Here is an 18,312-nt window from a genome sequence, read left to right as displayed (position 1 = left end):
CATGCATTTGCTCGACTTGATGGAACCGGAAGAAACCGTTGGCAACCTCTGGCACGACTTGGCCAGTGGCATGGGGATCGACGCCAGCTATCCCGATGAAGCGGTCTCACTTGACGGTCTGGGCACCAGCCTTCTGTTGCTTTTCCGGGCATTGGGAGGCAGTCCATCCGTCGATTTGGTGCCATCTCCCGCCACGCTTGTACAGCATCGACGGCCCCAGTTGCGCAAGCTCGGTGCCGAGCGAGATCGTGAATGGGTGGCCAGCTTTGACGCAGAACGCCTCCGGTTGCCGCCGGCCATCTCCCATTTTCCAAGCCGCGCACTCAATCGTGCCTGTTACTTCTGGCTGACGGCCCTTGCGGCTTTGAACCGTCCTGAAGACGACATCAACACCTCGCCCCAAGGAGCCTGTCCGCAACAAGACTGGGCACAGATTGAAGCCAACCGTAAGGCAACGGACCGGTCACTTGAGGCTTGTCCCGGATTGGCCGCGCCCTTCGAGCAAATGCGTCTACATCACCTCAGCCAGCGAAAGGCTTTACCCAAGGCTGGTGCTGAGGCACAAATTGAAGCTGCACTCTTGGCGGTCCTCGGCAGAGAGAGCGTGGATCGTCCATCTCTAAACAAACAGGGACGCAACCACGCTCCCTTCATGACGGTTCCCCTCTGGCTGCGGTTCGATCACCGCCAAGCGGGGTCATCAAGTCATGAGCAGACAGGCGATGACACCGCAACGGCACCATTTGGTGCGACAACGTCGCGCAAGGTGGGAGAGCGAAAAGAGCAAGAGCAAACCAACCGGAAAGACAGCTTTGTCATTCACAGGTTTGAATCAATCCTGTCGTGGGTCGAGTCCATGAACATCAATCGCAGTGTTGATGATGACGATCTCGACAATGCCCAAAAAGCCGCCGAAGATCAGGATCGCATCACCCTGTCCAAGCATGACAGGCGGATTGCCTCCCGGCTCAGACTTCATCTCGACCTGTCGCCTGCCGACAGCCTGCATGAAAAACTGGCGGGAGAATTTGTCTATCCGGAATGGGATCACCGGACACGAAGCTATCTTGATGGTCATTGTCGTGTGCTGGAAGCCCCCGCGCACCCCGAAGCCAGTGACAGCTTCGTTGCCGATCCGCGCCGCATTCGCGCAGTCCGCAAACAGTTCGAAGCCCTCAGACCCAGGCGCAAAATACAACCGCGTCAGATCGACGGTGCCGAGCTCAATCTGGATGCCCTGATCTGCATGCAAACAGACCTCATGGCAACTGGCTATGGCAGTGACCGGATCTGGATGGATCAACGCCAGAGCGAGCGCGACCTGTCCGTCGCTTTCCTCATTGACACCTCCCGCTCCACGGAAGCCGCGATTGGCGACACCTCGGTGATCGATGTCGCCAAGGACGCGATGACGGCGCTTGCCTTTGGCATCGATGCCGCGGGCGATCATCTGGGGATCTGGAGCTTTTCCTCGCTCAAACGCGATCGTGTCTTTTTAACCAAGGTCAAAGACTTTGACGATCCTATGAGCCAAACCATCGCCGACAATATCGCCTCTCTCAAACCGGGACATTTCACCCGACTGGGTGCAGCGATACGCCATGTTGCCAGCAAGCTGGAAAAGCAACCTTCCACGCGCAAGTTGCTGATCGTCCTGACAGATGGCAAACCCAACGATCTGGATCACTATGAAGGCCAACACGGCATTGAAGACAGCCACATGGCGGTGCGAGAAGCGCGTCGAGCCGGTCTCACCCTGCATGGTGTTATCATAGACGAAGATGGTCAGGACTGGTTCGCACGGATCTTCGCACGCGGTGGCTTCACACTGCTGCCTGACCCCGAGCGTCTGCTCAGGGCCTTGCCTGAAATCTACCGCACACTGACAAGAGATCAATAAGAAGGAAGATCGACATGCGTTACCTGACATTCGCCCTCGCCATGCTGCCAGTCTCCGCGCTTGCAGCCCCTTATGATCGCCCCCTCCCGCAGGCCCAATCAGCCACTGCAGAATTATGGTTCGCACTGGCCAGCGTGACATTGATTGCCGCGCTATACTGCGTGCACCGTGTGGTGTCTCGGCGATGAGAAGGACAGGCTGGTCAGTGGAAAAAATCACCTTGGCACTCTATCCTTTCGGGGCTGGAGCGATGGCCGTCAATGCCTTCTTCGCGTCCCTAATTTTCAGCTGGATCGGAGGTCCGATCCTTTCCACCACCGCAGCAATTGCGATTGGAGCCGTGATCGGCCTGCCTGCCACCTATGCTTTCGCCCGTCACATCCGGGCACTCATGGATCAGGCCGATGCAGGACCTCATCACTGACTCTGTGTAGCCATTTTCACCCAAGGATCACGCAAATGAGCCAATCAACTGCAGACCAAATGAGACGCTGGCAAGGACCTGCAATCCTGAGCTACGGGTTTCGTCCTTTCTTTCTTCTGGGAGCCATCTGGGCCTCGGTTGCGGTGGTGGTTTGGATTCTGGCTCTGTCCGGCAATCTCACGCTCTCGAGCGAAATGGACCCGGTGTCATGGCACGCCCACGCCTTTCTGTTCGGCTATACAGGCGCGATTATCGCTGGCTTTCTGCTGACCGCCGTTCCCAATTGGACTGGTCGTCTGCCCGTTATAGGTTGGGCGTTGGCAGGGCTTGTCGGCCTTTGGATTGCCGGTCGTATCGGTATCCTTTTTTCACAAGCCTTGCCATACTGGGTGGTGATAGTCGGTGATCTGGCTTTCCCGATTGTGCTCGGGCTGGTCATCCTGCGCGAGATCGTGGCGGGCAAGAACTGGCGCAATCTGATCATCCTGTTGCTTCTTGTCGTCTTCACGCTTGCCAACCTTCTGTTCCACATCGATGTGCAGAATGGGTACTATGCGGCACAAGGATATGGGGCCCGTTTGGGGCTGGCAGCAGTCCTATTGATGATCGGCGTCATCGGCGGACGCATCGTGCCCTCCTTCACACGCAATTGGCTGGTGCGTGAAGGTTACAAACAGATGCCCGCCGCACCCATGCAACGCCTCGACAAACTGGTTCTGCTGGTGAGCATACCGGCATTCATTATGTGGGTGCTCTGGCCAGACTCTCCACTCGCGGCGGCCTTGTTGTTTCTCTTCGGTGTTGGACACACAGCAAGGCTAGGGCGCTGGAAGGGCTGGTTCACACGTTCCGAGCCACTGGTGGTTATCCTGCATCTTGCCTATCTGTTTCTACCGCTGGGGGCATTCGCCATGACATTTGCAATTGTCCGTCCTGACATTCTGCCAGCCTCGGCAGCACAACATCTCTGGATGGCGGGCGCACTGGGCGGCATGACCTTGGCGGTCATGACACGGGCATCCCTTGGGCATACCGGTCAACCTCTTCATTCCGGTATTGGAACCTCCGTCATCTATCTGGCGATCATGGCGTCAACCATCGTCCGGTTCATCGCCGGTTTCTGGCCCGAAGATATGCTCTACCACATGGCGGGTGGGCTCTGGTTCGTTGCATTCGCCGGTTTTGCCATGGTCTATGGACCGCTTCTGCTGCGGCCACGGAGCTGAAACATCGGTCAGCCCGGATCAAGGCAGATGAACGACGCGACCGCACATCTGTGATGGGTTTGATTATCGCCTAGCCAACATTGGCAAGATCAAACCCCACCGGGTCTCTTGAGGAGAGCCGACTTTTTCGAAACCAAGTTTCCGATAGACGGCGATTGCCCGTTCATTGTCTGGATGGGGATCCGTCGCAATCACTGGTGCCCCATCATCGAACAAGGATTGCATTCTCGTGGCGATGAACGCCGATCCATGTCCGATACCGACCATGTCAGCCTCACCGATAAACTGATCGATCCCCCGGGATCCCTTGGGAAGATAGGAGAAATGGTGCTCTTCCCATCCATGCACTGCATAATCCTGCATGAAGGCAAAAGGACGCGCAGCGCGTGAAACAATCCAGCGCGCCACCCGAATATCCGCCAAATCCGCTTCAGAATAGGGTTCAGATGCATCCCACCATTCGACAACATGCGGGGTCTTCTGCCATGCTTCCAGCAAGGCAAGATCATCCAAGGTCACTCTTCGAAATGTGTAATGGCTGGCTGAGGTCATCCAGTAATTTTATCACATTGTCTGAGGGTAGGCATGGCAATATAGGCTGGAATAGTGCCCTGGATCCAAAGGAAAACCGAGACATATTCCAACCAAACCACGTCTACCCTCTCCCCACATCATCATCAGCGGTTCGCGGAACAGAAAAGCCTCGAATGATTGCCAAACAAGTCCTTTCTTCAAAGCGGCCGTAGCTGGTCAGCTCCGCTTTTGCAGATGCTCAAACAGCCGCGCGATGGCCTCGGCTCCGGGATCAATGTGCCCTTCCAACTGCTTGGAGCTGATATAGGCCGCACGCCCCGCTTTGGCGCTCAGCATCAAGGCTGTTTCATTGGCACCATCACGGGCTGCCTTGGCAGCCGCTGCAATACCGTCACCCAACGCGTCAAGAGCCGGAGCCAGCGCGTCGACCATCGTCCGGTCCCCCAAACGAGCCCCGCCAATTTCCTGCATTCGAGCAAGCCCCGCTTGAAAGGCCTCGCGTGCAGGCAACCCGCTGGATGCGCCATCGCCTGTCGCCGCAAAGAAAATGGCGAGCAAGACACCAGATGAACCGCCCATGGTCTGGCTCAACTCCAGCCCAATGGCGCGATACAGTTGAGTATGGTCAGCCAGTGGCAAACGATCCATCGCATCAATCAGGGCACGCGCGGCCCCGGCAAGGGTTGAACCGGTGTCACCGTCGCCGGTCTTGGCATCAAGGGCATTGAGATCATCCTCCGCAGCAATCAACACCTTGCAACAGTCGATCAGAAACTCCCGCGTTGCTGCATGATCACTTGGCAGTGGGGTGATCGGTGTCAAGCCATCTGGCAAGGAGACAGTTTCAACCGGAGCAATCTCACAAACCCCCGGCCACGCCGCCACAGGTGTCGGCTGATCCAGCAACTGGATTTCCTCATTGCTGGCGGGATAAACCGAAATCGAGAAGCCATGCATGTCAAGGGATGTCATCAAGGCAGCCGGGCCAACGATATACTCGATCTTCTCACCGATACGGGACTGGCTCAACTCATACAGCAGCACATTCATCTCAAGGATCGACGTGCCGCCGAGATTGTTGAGCAAGACAACATAGCGCTCTTCGGTCATCAGGGTTTCGAGCTTTTCAACCATTGCCGACATGGCTTCCCTTGCATGGGTGAAGGCAACCTGCTCAACGCCCGCCTCGCCATGAATGCCAAGACCCAGTTCGGCCATACCTTGCGGGATACGGTCTTCCTTTGGAGATCCGGGAACGGAACAGGTGCTCAGGGACATGCCGATGCTTTTTGTCCCTGCAATCACCTTGCGGGCCGCTTCGGCAATCGTTTCCAGATCCTCACCGCGTTGGGCCAAAGCTCCTGCAATCTTGTGCACGAACAGGGTCCCGGCAATTCCGCGCGCCTGCGGCAGATCCGGAAGAGCGATGTCATCATCGACGATGACCATCTCAACCTTGAGGCCAAAGGCCCGCGCCCGTTCAGCAGCAAGGCCGAAATTGAGCCGATCTCCGGTATAATTCTTGACGATCAACAGACAACCCGCCGGACCGGTGACCGCGAGAATGCCAGCCAAAACCGCATCCACGCTTGGTGAGGCGAAAATGTCGCCACAGACCGCTGCGGTCAGCATACCTCGGCCGACAAACCCGGCATGAGCCGGCTCATGCCCCGAGCCACCGCCTGAAACAAGAGCAACCTTGGAGCGGTCCCAGTCCTTGCGGGTCACCACCTTGATGTGAGGATACCCGTCAAGGCGCAGCAATGTCCGTCCTGATGAGGAGACAACGGCATCGATGGCTTCGAGGACCATGTCTTCCTTTTTATTCATAAAATGGGCCATAGTGTTCCCCTAGTTGGCAATGCGATCGCCATCTGCATCAAAGTAGAATGGCTTCTCTGGCTGAATTTTGACAATGTCACCGCTATTGAGGCCCGTATGAGCGTCGGTCACGGTGACCAGATCATGATCTTTGAACGAGAGATGCAGCCGGGTCTGATCTCCCAGATGTTCTACCCGTTTGACGAAACTATCCTCCCCGGCCCCCTGCTCTATCTGTTCGGGTCGGAGCCCGATTGACTTCGCATTGGCAGGGGCATTGGGAAACAGATCCGCAGGCAAAATATTGATGCGAGGCTGCCCAAGGCGGCTGGCCGCATAAATGCTCACCGGATTTTCATAGATGTCGCGCGGCGTCCCGAACTGGACCAGTTTTCCGTGATCCAGAACGCCCACATGGGTCGCGATGGTCATTGCTTCCACCTGATCATGGGTCACATAAAGCAGTGTCGCTCCGGAATGGGCCTGAATGCTTTTCAGCTCGATCCGCAAATCAGCCCGCAGCTTGGCATCAAGCGAGCTGAGCGGCTCATCCATCAGATAGATGGATGGATTACGCACCAGCGCCCGACCAATGGAAACGCGCTGCATTTCACCACCGGACAGGGCCGTGGCCTTGTTGTCCAGCTTGTGCGAGATCTGCAGGATTTCAGCCACATGATTGACCTTCTCGACAATCTGATCTGCCGGTGTGTTCAGCAGGGGTGACTTGAGCGGAAATTCCAGATTTTGCCGCACCGAGAGATGCGGATAGAGCGAATATTGCTGGAACACCATCGCCACATTGCGCTGGGCCGGTGTCAGTCCCTTCATTGACCGATCGTCAATAAAGATCTCGCCGCTATCGGGCACGTCCAGCCCCGAAACCATGCGCAAGGTTGTCGTCTTTCCGGCACCGGTCGGCCCCAGCAACACAACAAAGGCACCATCAGGAATGGTCAGGGAAACATTGCTCAAGGCAAGGTTGTCGCCGAATGCCTTGGTGACATTTTCCAATCGAACCTCAGCCATGATGCAGCACTCCTTCATTCGCTTCCGACACCAAAGCACGTCCCTTGGTGCCTTCAAAAACGGTCAGGGTGCGTTCATCGAAGTGAAGCCCGACAGTCTCGCCTTCTTTCACCGGCACTTTCGATGAAATGCGGGCCTTGATGACCCCGTTTGGCGTCTCGAGAATGACGATCTGGGTCGTTCCGAGATATTCACTCGTCAGCACCTTGCCCCGATAAGCGGAGGAGTCAGAAAAATGGATATGCTCGGGACGAACGCCCAGCGACAACTGACCCTCAGCCCCTTCGCGCAACACCGGCACCTTGATCTGATGCCCATCCAGCGAAACGGAACTGGCCCCCGACCCGATCATGCCTTCAAACTCAAGAAAGTTCATCGACGGCGAACCGATAAAATCCGCAACAAACTTGGTTGCAGGCCAATCATATATCTCCTGCGGCTTACCGAATTGTTCGACAACGCCATGATTCATCACGACAATCTTGTCCCCCATCTGCATGGCCTCGAGCTGATCATGGGTCACATAGACGGTGGTTGCTCCCATCCGGTCATGCAGCGCCCGCAACTCCTCGGCCATATGCTCACGGAACTCCGCATCAAGCGCGCCCAGAGGTTCATCCATAAAGAAGGCCTTGGGCTCACGCACAATGGCTCGCCCGAGGGCGACCCTTTGTCGATCCCCACCGGACAAACCACCCACGGGCCGATCCAGCATATGCTCAATGCCCAGAATACAAGCGACTTCGTGAACCCGCTGCCTCGCCGCTTTCTTGGGCATGCCCTGACTAAGCAGAGGGTAGGCCATATTCTTCCCAACATTCATGTGCGGATAGAGCGCAAACATCTGGAAGACAAAGGCAATATCGCGCTGGGAGGCAGGCTTCATGCCCACTTCCTCACCATCGATATAAATTTGTCCACTGGTCGGCAGTTCGAGCCCTGCCATCATCCGAAGGGTTGTGGTCTTGCCACACCCGGACGGCCCCAGAAGCATGAAGAATTCACCATCTTCGATTGTGAAGCTCGAGGACTTCACCGCAGTGAATGCACCGAAATCCTTGCGCACATTTTCAATTCTGATCTGTGCCATGAGTCACTCCGGAAAATGGCTGACGATGATGAACATCACAGTGCCAACCAGCGTTATGATGAAGGAGTAGGTGAACAGCGACATAATCATTGGCTGCATCAGCATGACCACTCCAAGTGCGATGAGGATGGATGCCACCATCTCCCAGGGGCCACGTCTCAGGCGCAGCAAACCATTGACAAAATTCGTCATTTTCTTACAGCTCCGAACGTGATGCCACGCAGCAGATGTTTGCGTAGAAGGATGGTGAAGACCATGACCGGTAGCAGGAACAGGGTTGCGCCTGCCGCAACAGCCGGCCAGTCCTGTCCGCCGACACCAATAATCGTTGGAATGAAGGGCGGTGCTGTCTGGGCGGTGCCAGAGGTCAAAAGAACCGCAAAGGCATATTCATTCCACGCAAAGATCAGACAGAAAATCGCAGTCGAGGCGATGCCGGTGGCGGCCTGAGGCAAAACCACCTTGTAGAAGGCCTGAAACCGCGTATAGCCATCAATCAACGCTGCCTCTTCATATTCGATGGGTATCTCGTCAATGAAGCCATTGATCAGCCAGACAGACAGAGACAGATTGACCGCCGTGTAAAGCAGGATCATCCCGGCATGAGTGTCATTCAGTCCCAGTTGCCGGAACATCAAAAAGATCGGGATTGCAACGGCAATTGGCGGCATCATCCGTGTGGAGAGAATGAAGAACAGCAGATCATCCTTCAGCGGCACCCGGAACCGGGAAAAGGCATAGGCAGCAGCGGTCCCCAGAACGATTGCAAAGAAGGTGGACCCAAAACCGATGATCACCGAGTTGAAGAACCGTTCAGAAAAGCGGGATGGGCCAACAATGGTGTTGCCTTTCTCGCGCACCAGACGCTCATACCACGGCATGTCATCGGTGATCTGTGTGGTGTCATTCTGATTGATACGGGTCTGCGTGGTGAACAGGTTCACATACCCCTCCACCGTCGGTTCAAAGACCACTTTGGGTGGATAGGCGATGGAATCTGGCGAGGATTTGAAGCCCGTCGCGATGATCCAGACCAACGGCAGCATTGTCAGCAGCGCGTAGGAAATGACCAGAATGCCGGCGAGCCATTTTTGCCGTTTGGACGGCTCTGTGACGGAGAAACTCATCTTTCTTTCACCTTGTTGAGCGCCTTGACATAGATGGAGGCCAGACCGAACACGGTCACGAACAGAATGACCGCATAGGCAGAGGCATAGCCCGTGCGCCACTTCTCAAAAGCCTCACGCTTGAGGTTGATAGAGGTGAGTTCCGTGGTTGAACCGGGACCGCCACCCGTCAGCTGAACCACCAAGTCGAACATCTTGAAATTCTCGATGCCGCGGAACAGCACCGCCAACATCAGGAACGGCAGCACCATCGGAATGGTAATGGTCCAGAATTGCCGCCACTTGCTGGCCCGGTCACATTCCGCCGCTTCATAAATACTGTCGGGAATGGAGCGCAGACCGGCCAGACAGATCAGCATCACGAAGGGCGTCCACATCCAGGTGTCCACGATGACGATGGCCCATGGTGCCAGAGACACCTCCCCGATCATCGTAAAGCTGGATGGATCCGCTCCGGTGAAGAATCCGATGATGTAATTGAACAGACCAATTTGCGGCTGATACAGGAAAGTCCAGAAGTTGCCGACCACCGCAGGCGACAGCATCATCGGCAGAACAATGATGGTCGTCCAGAGATCGTTGCCTTTGAACTTCTTGTTGATCAGATAGGCCAGAGAAAAGCCGATCAAAACCTGCAATATGATGGTCCAGACCAGAAAGTTGGCCGTTGCCTGCATCGTGATCCAGATGTCATTGTCTGTCAGGATGCGTTCATAATTGCGCAGCCCGATGAAATCGACGTCACGGTTGGGGCGGTTGACGCGATAGTTGGTAAAGCTGAGATAGATCGTCCAGATCAGCGGGAAGATGTTGATTGCCAGCAACAGCACGATTGTTGGCGCAACAAAGATCCATGCGATGGCTCTGTCCGACAATCCTGTGATCTTATGAGCGACATCCGGCGGCGTGGACCGCGCAGCACGCTCCAATACAGATTCCGACATAACAGTCTCTTGAAAAAAGGGTGCAGGCTGGCAATGCCGGGACGTCACTTTGTCTCCGGCATTGCCGTCTCACCAGGAGGATAAACCGGGCTCAGAGAGGGCTATTTCTTGCCTTCATCCTCAAACACTTCGTCCCAATCCTTGACAAGGCTGTCCAACGCTTCTTTCGCTGTGCCCTGTTCGGCAATGACGTAATTGTGCACGCGGGACTGCATGGCCAAAAGCAGATCGGCATAGGCAGGCTCTGCCCAGAAGTCTTTCACAATCGCCATGGAGTCGAGGAAGGTCTGCGCAAAAGGCTGGCTTTTTGCAAAGTCCGGCGCTTCCACAACAGCTCGGAAAGCAGGTGCGCCGCCGGCATCCCACCATTTCTGCTGAATCTCGGGCTGTGCGAACCACTTGATATATTCAAGAGCGGCATCCTGCTTGGAAGAATAGGAAACCACAGAGATGCCCTGCCCGCCCAACTGCGCGAAGTGACCACCGGGGCCTTTGGGGTTGGAAAAATAGCCAGACTTGCCACCGCCGACATTCGGATCAGCTTCAACGCCGGGCCAGATGAAAGCGAAGTTCATCTGCATGGCCACCTGACCGGATTTATAGGCGTCGATATCTTCGGACATGTACCAATCCGAGGAGCCCGGAGGGGTGCAGCAATCATAAAGCGACTTGTAGTATTCAAGCCCGGCAACGGCTTCCGGAGAGTTCACAAACCCTTCCAGTTCGTATGGCTTGTTCGGATCCTCATACTTGAAACCGTAATTGTAGAGCGCATTGGTCACACCCATCGTGATGCCTTCCGAACCACGCTCGGTATAGATGGCCGCTCCATAGACGGTCTTGCCATCAATTTCGCGTCCCTGGAAGAATTCGCCGATCTGTTTGAGCTGTTCCAGTGTCTCAGGAGCATCCAGCTTGTAGCCGTATTTCTCCATGAATTCCTTTTGCAGCTCGGGGCGTTCAAACCAGTCCTTGCGATAGGTCCAACCAACCACGTCTGCATAGGCGGGCAATGCCCAGTAGTTCGGGGTATTCTTTGGCCATTCCGAATATCCGGTCACGGTCGCCGGAATGAAATCATCCATCGAGATTCCCTCTTTCTCGAAGAAATCATTCAGTTTGACATAATGGCCATTTTCTGCGGCGCCGCCGATCCACTGGCTATCACCAATCATCAGGTCGCACAGTTTGCCGCCAGAGTTCAATTCGTTGAGCATCCGATCAGCGAAATTCGGCCATGGCACAAACTCGAAGCTCATATTGTGGCCGGACTTCGCTTCGAAATCCTTGGAGAGCTCAACAAGGGCATTTGCCGGATCCCACGCTGCCCAGCACAGGGTCAGATCCTCGGCCTTTGCCGCAGCGCTACCAAACAGGCAACTGCCGACGGTCAGCCCCAAAATTGCAGCAGAATTCAAAAACTTTGATTGCATGTGATGTTCCTCCCAATGTCGACCTCGCAAAAGACAAAGCAAAGCCGTCTCGAGCACTGCCGTGCCCAAGGTGCAAACCGAAACCGAGGCACGAGCCTCAACTTTGGTATGATTTCACTCCCTATTCGATGAAATGCCTTAAAAACTCCCATTTACATAAGGCCCATCGCACTGTCACCATAACTGAGGTACGTGCGTCAATTCAAGAGAAAATTTTAACTCTCTTTACCAATCAGCTTGCTTTTCAAGGCGGTTTGTTCGAAAAATCTCATATTGAGGTGACCACCTCAGAACCAGAAGAGGGTCAAATGAGGCCAACAACCAAAGATCTCGCAGAAGCCGCAGGGGTAAGTCTTGCCACCGTTGATCGCGTGCTCAACAACCGGCCAAACGCCAGCAAAAGATCCATTCAAAAGGTGAATGAAGCCATTGAAAGAATTGGTTTCGTCCGTAATTTTGCGGCGGTCAGTCTGGCCCGCAACAAAGCCTACAGAGTGCGCTTCATTCTCCCCACTGCAGGGGATCTCTACCTTGAGGAACTGCTCAAGCAAGTCGGTCATGTCAATGAAAGCCTTCAGCAGGAACTGGCCTCAGCGGACACCGTTCAGCTGCCGATGAATAATCCACATGCCGTGGCAAATTACCTCTCCACTCTGGATGTAACCGACGTTGATGGCATCGCCATTATGGCCCCGGAATCGCCGCAGGTGCGCGATGCGATGACCCGACTGGGGGAACGCAACATCAAGGTCGTTCAGTTCCTGTCAGGACAGGAAAGCCATGACGATCTGGATTTTGTCGGGATTGACAACTTCGCAGCCGGAGCGACCGCGGCACGCATCATTGGGCGATTTGTTGACAAGCAGCCCGGCAAAATCATGGTAATTTCGGAAACCATGCAGTCGCTGGACAGCATCGAGCGTCGTCTGGGCTTTGATCAGATCATCAATACCGAATTTGGTCATCTCTCTGTCTTGCCTTCACTGGAAACCTACGCCGATGACGCTCGCGCCCACAGGATCATCGCCAGACAGGTTGAGAGAAATGACGATATTGTCGGCCTGTATGTGATGAGTTCCGAAGCCCGCGCCCCCGTCGTCCAATGTGCGCGATCTTGCGATCTGGCGAGCCTGACCGTGGTTGCCCATGAACGCACACCCTTCAGCGAACAGGCTCTCAAAACCGGAGACATAGACGCCATCATTGCGCAAAACCCGAACAGCGCTGTACGCAAGGCCGTGCGGATGCTGCGCACAAGAAGCGAAAACAGAGAGCCAGACCTGAAACAGGAAAATCTACGCATCGAAGTCTTGCTGAAGGACAATCTTTGAAAGCCAGCTCGGTGGAAAAATCCAAAGGATGAACCGATGGGGTAAATCGTTGACGACAAACCGCGCTTCGATAGCGCCGTGATATTCGAACAATTTGAAGCAACCATTTACAAGAACTTTAATATACTTCCCGTTTAACGACATTGCTGATTATTAATTACTTTACTCATGTGTGATAAAAACACGTTGCTCAAAAAGCCTATTCAAGAATAGAGCCGGGATCAATTTCAGGTCCCTAGGAAGAATGGCGGGGGACAAACACATGACAAACGAAGCTTGCCAGTCGCGCACGCTAAGCGATCGTATCGTTGGATTATCAGACTGGCTTACCCGACTAGACTATTTCGTTGCCATTCGTCGCGGTTTTATTCTGCCCTTTCCACTGATCATGATTGGTGCCCTTGCCCTTCTTGTCAAACACTCGCCCTTTCACATCCTTGAAAGCACCATTCCAGATAGGTGGCAGTCATTTCTGGTAAAGACCCTGGATTTGATCATCGCCGGCACCTTTGGCATCGCAGCTTTGGTCGTACTCATTGGATTTGCCACAATCCTGTCCCAGCTTCACAACAAAAAGCCCGACAGAATCATCGCAAATCCAATAGTGACGGTCACTGTCGTGCTGTGCTGCTATCTGGTGCTTGCTGCGCCCGCCATGGGTGGGGACCTCAGTGCGGCCATGAGCCTGAGCCGGGGGCTGTTGACGGCCGCATTGACCGCATCGCTGGCCGGTACGATTTATTTGAAAATTCTAGAAGTGCGCTGGTTCCGGTTGCCTGTGACCGGATTAACCCACGACCCATTGGTTGGAGATGTTTTTGTCTCCCTCCCCGCGGCAGCCATCACGATCATTATCTTTGCAGGCGCAAAGGCTGCTTTGATCCTTGGCGGCAATGCCGATATACTTCAAAGCATCAACACTCTGATTTCCGCTCCATTCAAGGGAGCTGAACTTGGTCTCCCTTTCGCCATTGCCTATGAGACGGCCGCGCAAGTCCTTTGGTTCTTTGGGTTGCACGGGACCAGCACTCTGCATGTCGTATCGGAACAGTCCTTTGTTCCTGCCACCATTGAAAACCACGCCTTGGTGGCCAATGGTCTGCCGCCACAGCATATCGTCACCACGCAATTGATCCATCTATTTGCGCGATTTGGCGGATCGGGAAGCACCCTCAGTCTGATTTTGGTCATGTTGTTTGCTTCGAAATCGACCACATACAAGCGCTTTGCTCTGATCGCCCTGCTGCCCGCCATGTTCAACATCAACGAACCGCTTCTTTTTGGCATCCCGATCATCCTCAATCCGATCTTCGCGATTCCCTTCATCCTGGTCCCTATCTGCCAAATCATCATCGGTTATCTGGCCATGTCTCTGGATCTTATGCCCCTGACTTCCTACCCGATCGCCTGGACCACACCTGCTCTGATCAGCGGCTATCTGGTGACTGGCTCCATAGCCGGTTCTGTGGTGCAGATGGTCGGTCTGGCCGTTGGCTGTGTGATCTATTATCCGTTTCTTCGCTTGATGGAGCAGCTATCGACCCGACGCAATCAGCATGTGCTTGGCAATCTGATGAAGGCCTCGACCCTCAATCCACTTCAGGGACAAGCTATGCGACTAATAGGCCAACTCGATGAAGAAGGTAGGATGGCGCGCGCATTGGCAGACCAATTGCAGCGTTCGCTCAAAGGAAAAACCGACCTCTTTCTTGAATATCAGCCCCAGGTCGATATCAAGAAGAAGAGGGTCATTGGCGTCGAGGGACTTTTGCGATGGGAGCATCCACATTTCGGGCGGATCGCCCCGCCCATTACCGTGGCACTGGCGGAGGATCTGGGTGTCATCAACCAACTTGGATATCGAGTGCTGGAAATCGCTTGCGAGCAACGTGTGAAATGGTCCAAACATCTGCCACATGATCTGCTGATTTCGGTCAATGTCGCACCAAGGCAGCTCTCTGAAAAAGACTTTGACGTCCGCGTGCTGCAAATTCTCGACAAAGTGGGATTGTCACCGAAGCTGCTCGAATTGGAAATCACCGAGTCCACCGCTCTGCTGCCGGAGATGCACTCCATCGACTGTCTGACGCGGCTTCGCGATGCTGGCGTCAAAATTGCACTCGACGATTTCGGCATGGGCTACACATCACTGCATTATTTACGCCTACTTCCGCTGGATGTGGTCAAGATCGATCGCTCTTTGACCATTGCCAACAGCGTCAACGAACAAATCGTCAAAAGCATTCAGGAACTGACTGCTTCGCTCAACATATCAACCATTATCGAAGGGGTCGAAAGCGACGAGCAGGTCGAGACTTTTGCTGCACTCGGCTGCTCGGTCTTTCAGGGTTATCTTTTCAGCCGGCCGCTGTCTGCCGATCAAATCGTACCTTTTGTCGATAACATCGGCACCTCAACGCCCATACCGGTGACAGATCCCAACTTGCTGTTTTTGGATACAGAACACCAACGGGCTTCAGCCTAACCTGAATTGGGATGCAAGCAACGAGGCCCCCAAAGGCTCGACTAGTCCGAAAAAAGAAGGGCGGAACCGCATGTCCGCCCAACATCAAGTCATCTTCTTTGCAATCGACAGACCAGTGAGCACTGGATTTGCCCTCACGAACAGGCAGCCCTGATCGCCTGCTCGAAATAGTGATAGTCATGCCCGCCGACCGGCTTTCCCCAATGCGGAGGAATGATCACCCGGTAGCGCGGTCCACTCGTGCGATAGTACGAGTAGATGTAATAGCTAAGGCCATTCCGGCAACGGATGACGGTAATATCAGACTCCTCTCTATTGGGTGCCGCCGACTGATGGAAACGCTTCACGACGACATAGGCATTTGCCGGAGGTGTCGAGACCATCAATGCGCCTGAAAGGACCAGACTAACGGAGATGGCTCGGATGATCGATTTGCTTATTTGTCCCCCAAACATGGTTCCTCCAATTTCACCACACTTATACCAAACACGATCTGCCTGTGCTCGGCCGACAGTGTTCCAACGGGTCAAAATATTTCACTGACCGTGGGATCTCGCAATTGGGGTAGATGTACTAGGGGTTTATGCCCAATAAGACAGTGTGAGCTGGCGCGCGGTGGTTCGCGAAGGGCAGGAACAATAAAGGCTTCACACTGAATACGCATTGCTGCTGAGACATCCTTTCACTATTCTATCCGTAAGACAGCGTTGGAGAAACCGCATCCAATTGGGAACGGTCCGACGTGAAGACAAAAGTCCAGTAAAGGCAATGATCCATGTCCAAACAGATTGTCGGCGGCGGCCACAAGAAGGTTCTTTACACCCTCAACACACTGCGCCAGATCGGTGTGGTGAAGTCGGCCAAAGCCTTGACGAGCAAAAACACCTGCAAGTCCTGCGCTCTTGGCATGGGCGGTCAAGCGGGCGGCATGGTCAACGAGATTGGCGAATATCCGGCGGTCTGCAACAAAAGCGTTCAGGCCCAGTCGACTGATATTCAGCCGCCGATCCCCAATGCACTGTTTGACAAACACACCATCGCTGAGCTTCAGGAATTGACCGGCCGGGAGATGGAAACCCTCGGTCGCCTGAATGTTCCCCTATACAAGGCGCAAGGAGCAACATCCTTCACCAAAATGGATTGGGAGAACGCTTTGCAGATTGTGGCGGACAAGTTGAAAGCCACGGACCCGGCCAGAAGCTTTTTCTACTCCTCAGGCCGTTCCTCCAATGAAGCCGGTTTCCTGTTTCAATTGATGGCCAGAATGTATGGCACCAACAATGTCACCAATTGTTCCTATTTTTGCCATCAAGCCACAGGCATGGGGCTGGGATCGACCATCGGCACCGGCACATCAACCGTTGAACTGGCAGATCTGACGGGATCCGATCTGATTTTCGTGATTGGTGCCAATCCAGCCTCCAATCATCCACGCTTCATCCATAAGCTGCTCGAATGCCGCAAACGCGGTGGTCACGTGGTGATGATCAATCCGGCAAAAGAACCGGGTCTGGTTCGCTTCGCCTCCCCCAAAAGCGCCAGAGCCATGATGACTGGCGGTCGCGATGTCGCCTCTCATTATCTTCAACCCAAGATTGGAGAGGATCTGGCACTGTTCAAGGGGCTCGCCAAGGCGCTGATTGAAGCAGGCAGTCTCAATGACGCTTTCATCGCCAACCACACCAACGGCTTTGACACATTCTTGGCGGATATCAACGCCACGACATGGGATGAGATCACCAACAGATGCGGCGTTCACCGCGCGCAAATCGAAGAGGTCGCCGCTATTTATGGCCGAGCAAAGTCCGCGGTCTTTGCATGGGGCATGGGCATGACCCATCACCTGCATGGCGTCGAGAATGTCGAAATGATTGCGGCCCTCGCCCTGATGCGCGGCATGGTGGGCCGCCCTGATGCCGGCCTACTCCCCTTGCGTGGCCATTCAAATGTTCAGGGCGTAGGCACGATTGGCGTCAAGCCGGTGTTGCCCCATGAGATCATGGCCAAGATGGAACAGGCGTTCGGCATCACGCTGCCGGACACAAAGGGTCTTGATACCATGGCGTCCCTGTCGGCAGCGCATGACGGCAAGATCGATTCAGCCATTATCATGGGCGGCAATCTCTATGCAGCCACACCTGACACCAAATGGGCAAAAGAGGCGTTGGAGCGCATCGGCTTCAAACTCTTCATGACCACCACACTCAATCAAGGTCACGTCAATGGACTGGGCGATGGCGAGGTTCTGATCCTGCCGGTCACCGCCCGCGACGAAGAATGGGAACCGACCACACAGGAAAGCATGTTCAACTATGTCCGCCTGTCCGATGGTGGTATTCACCGCCTCGACAATGTGCGACCAGAATCCGTCATCCTGTCTGCTATTGCCTCCCGCCTGCTGGGAGATGACATCATTGACTTCAAACAGTTCGGCAAACATAGCCAACTGCGCAAAGCCATTGCCAATCTAGTTCCCGGCATGGAAGAGCTTGCCGACATCGATGTAGCCAAACGGGAATTCCACATTCACAACCGGATCCTTCACAGCCCGGACTTCAATATGCCTGACGGCAAAGCGCGCTTTGTCACCCACGCTCTGCCAACACAGGAAAAGAGTGACTTCATCCTGTCCACCATGCGCAGCGAAGGTCAGTTCAACTCCATCATTTATGAAGAAAAGGACACCTATCGCGGCACAAAGACCCGCTGGTCCATTCTCATGAATGCAGACGACATGAAAAGACTGGGCATTGAAGCAGAAGCCAAGGCCAACGTCACCTCACCCAACGGGACGATGAACGGGGTGACCGTCTATCCCTTCGGACTGCCTCAAGGCTCGATCCTCGCCTATTATCCCGAAGCCAATATCCTGACCGATACCAAAGTGGATCCGCGCAGCAAGACACCTGCCTTCAAGTCAGTTCCCGTCCATGTCACGCGAGCGAAATCGCCGCAAACTTAAACGCGC

At 54.5% G+C, this 18,312-nt stretch carries 16 protein-coding genes; 7 read left to right on the top strand and 9 right to left on the bottom strand.

Annotated elements, in window-relative coordinates; all coding sequences use genetic code 11:
• The first annotated feature begins 1 nt into the window (after nucleotide 1).
• Genes FDK21_RS05890 through FDK21_RS05875 form a run of 4 tightly spaced genes read left to right on the top strand, consistent with a single transcriptional unit; the run spans nucleotide 2 to nucleotide 3,550 of the window.
• On the top strand, nucleotides 2-1,900 hold the full coding sequence (locus tag FDK21_RS05890) for a VWA domain-containing protein (protein ID WP_138147780.1): 1,899 nt from the start codon (nucleotides 2-4) through the stop codon (nucleotides 1,898-1,900).
• A gap of 14 nt (nucleotides 1,901-1,914) precedes the next feature.
• Complete coding sequence (locus tag FDK21_RS05885) at nucleotides 1,915-2,088, top strand: protein NnrT (RefSeq protein ID WP_138147779.1); 174 nt, start codon at nucleotides 1,915-1,917, stop codon at nucleotides 2,086-2,088.
• Nucleotides 2,089-2,105: 17 nt separating this feature from the next.
• Entirely contained in the window at nucleotides 2,106-2,324 is a 219-nt protein-coding gene (locus tag FDK21_RS05880) for a hypothetical protein (RefSeq protein WP_198662849.1), read from the top strand.
• A 35-nt stretch (nucleotides 2,325-2,359) separates the two neighbouring features.
• Entirely contained in the window at nucleotides 2,360-3,550 is a 1,191-nt protein-coding gene (locus FDK21_RS05875) for an NnrS family protein (protein ID WP_138147778.1), read from the top strand.
• Nucleotides 3,551-3,613: 63 nt separating this feature from the next.
• Here FDK21_RS05875 and FDK21_RS05870 read toward each other — a convergent pair whose 3' ends face one another.
• The 8 genes from FDK21_RS05870 to FDK21_RS05835 all read right to left on the bottom strand — a co-directional run bounded on the left by FDK21_RS05870 (nucleotide 3,614) and on the right by FDK21_RS05835 (nucleotide 11,528).
• Nucleotides 3,614-4,102: a GNAT family N-acetyltransferase gene (locus FDK21_RS05870; RefSeq protein WP_138147777.1), complete on the bottom strand. Its 489-nt coding sequence runs from the start codon at nucleotides 4,100-4,102 to the stop codon at nucleotides 3,614-3,616.
• A gap of 198 nt (nucleotides 4,103-4,300) precedes the next feature.
• A complete protein-coding gene (locus FDK21_RS05865) occupies nucleotides 4,301-5,926 on the bottom strand; it encodes a dihydroxyacetone kinase subunit DhaK (protein ID WP_138147776.1) in 1,626 nt (541 codons plus the stop codon).
• A gap of 9 nt (nucleotides 5,927-5,935) precedes the next feature.
• A complete protein-coding gene (locus tag FDK21_RS05860) occupies nucleotides 5,936-6,934 on the bottom strand; it encodes an ABC transporter ATP-binding protein (protein ID WP_114008710.1) in 999 nt (332 codons plus the stop codon).
• Entirely contained in the window at nucleotides 6,927-8,024 is a 1,098-nt protein-coding gene (locus tag FDK21_RS05855; RefSeq protein WP_138147775.1) for an ABC transporter ATP-binding protein, read from the bottom strand. Before FDK21_RS05855 ends, FDK21_RS05860 begins: the two co-directional genes overlap by 8 nt.
• 3 nt (nucleotides 8,025-8,027) lie before the next feature.
• A complete protein-coding gene (locus FDK21_RS05850; protein WP_138147774.1) occupies nucleotides 8,028-8,216 on the bottom strand; it encodes a hypothetical protein in 189 nt (62 codons plus the stop codon).
• Entirely contained in the window at nucleotides 8,213-9,151 is a 939-nt protein-coding gene (locus tag FDK21_RS05845; RefSeq protein WP_114008713.1) for a carbohydrate ABC transporter permease, read from the bottom strand. The genes FDK21_RS05850 and FDK21_RS05845 overlap by 4 nt, the downstream gene beginning before the upstream one ends.
• Nucleotides 9,148-10,095, bottom strand: coding sequence for a sugar ABC transporter permease (locus tag FDK21_RS05840; protein WP_114008714.1), 948 nt, complete (start codon nucleotides 10,093-10,095; stop codon nucleotides 9,148-9,150). Before FDK21_RS05840 ends, FDK21_RS05845 begins: the two co-directional genes overlap by 4 nt.
• Nucleotides 10,096-10,196: 101 nt before the next feature.
• Nucleotides 10,197-11,528, bottom strand: coding sequence for an ABC transporter substrate-binding protein (locus FDK21_RS05835; RefSeq protein ID WP_114008715.1), 1,332 nt, complete (start codon nucleotides 11,526-11,528; stop codon nucleotides 10,197-10,199).
• Between FDK21_RS05835 and FDK21_RS05830 the strand changes: the two genes are divergently transcribed.
• The gene (locus FDK21_RS05830; protein ID WP_348639238.1) at nucleotides 11,498-12,859 is read left to right on the top strand and encodes a LacI family DNA-binding transcriptional regulator; all 1,362 of its coding nucleotides are present in this window, start codon (nucleotides 11,498-11,500) and stop codon (nucleotides 12,857-12,859) included. The two genes, FDK21_RS05835 and FDK21_RS05830, sit on opposite strands and share 31 nt — an antisense overlap.
• 244 nt (nucleotides 12,860-13,103) lie before the next feature.
• The gene (locus FDK21_RS05825; protein WP_138147773.1) at nucleotides 13,104-15,344 is read left to right on the top strand and encodes an EAL domain-containing protein; all 2,241 of its coding nucleotides are present in this window, start codon (nucleotides 13,104-13,106) and stop codon (nucleotides 15,342-15,344) included.
• Nucleotides 15,345-15,478: 134 nt separating this feature from the next.
• Here the strand turns inward: FDK21_RS05825 and FDK21_RS05820 are convergent, their stop codons facing one another.
• Entirely contained in the window at nucleotides 15,479-15,799 is a 321-nt protein-coding gene (locus tag FDK21_RS05820) for a hypothetical protein (protein ID WP_138147772.1), read from the bottom strand.
• Between the two features lie 320 nt (nucleotides 15,800-16,119).
• On the opposite strand from FDK21_RS05820, the gene FDK21_RS05815 reads away from it, so the two are divergent.
• The gene (locus FDK21_RS05815) at nucleotides 16,120-18,306 is read left to right on the top strand and encodes an FdhF/YdeP family oxidoreductase (protein ID WP_138147771.1); all 2,187 of its coding nucleotides are present in this window, start codon (nucleotides 16,120-16,122) and stop codon (nucleotides 18,304-18,306) included.
• Nucleotides 18,307-18,312: the final 6 nt, after the last annotated feature.

This window comes from Cohaesibacter sp. CAU 1516 (assembly GCF_005771485.1).
Lineage (GTDB): Bacteria > Pseudomonadota > Alphaproteobacteria > Rhizobiales > Cohaesibacteraceae > Cohaesibacter > Cohaesibacter intestini.
This window is presented reverse-complemented; position numbering and strand designations above follow the sequence as displayed.